Raw genomic sequence first — 388 nt, forward strand, 5'->3', positions numbered from 1 at the left:
ATCCAGCCCTCTGATGTGCTGGAACAACCTGTAAATCTGGTGGTGTGGCAGGACGGCATTCCCCTTCGTCGCTTCACCGGCGTGGTCAACGAATTCGCCCGGGGCGATACCGGCCATCGGCGAACCCGCTATGAGCTGGTGATCCAACCTCCGCTGTGGCGCCTGGGCCTGATGCACAACAGCCGCATCTTCCAGACCCAGAGTACGGACACCATCGTGCGCACCCTGCTCGAAGAGCGGGGCATCGTGGAATCCGTCTTTGACCTGAAGCGTTCCCCGGAGGAACGGGAATACTGCGTCCAGCACCGGGAGAGCGACCTGGATTTTATCAGCCGGCTGGCGGCGGAAGAAGGCTGGCACTATCGTTATCAGCACGGCAGCGTGGATG

General features: G+C 61.3%; 1 protein-coding gene. It reads left to right on the forward strand.

Going from position 1 to position 388, the window contains the following annotated elements:
• Positions 1-388, forward strand: a 388-nt coding sequence (locus tag FWJ25_RS19555) for a contractile injection system protein, VgrG/Pvc8 family (protein WP_281292577.1), incomplete at both ends; no start/stop codon positions are given.

Source organism: Marinobacter salinexigens (genome assembly GCF_008370345.1).
Taxonomy (GTDB): Bacteria; Pseudomonadota; Gammaproteobacteria; order Pseudomonadales; family Oleiphilaceae; genus Marinobacter; species Marinobacter salinexigens.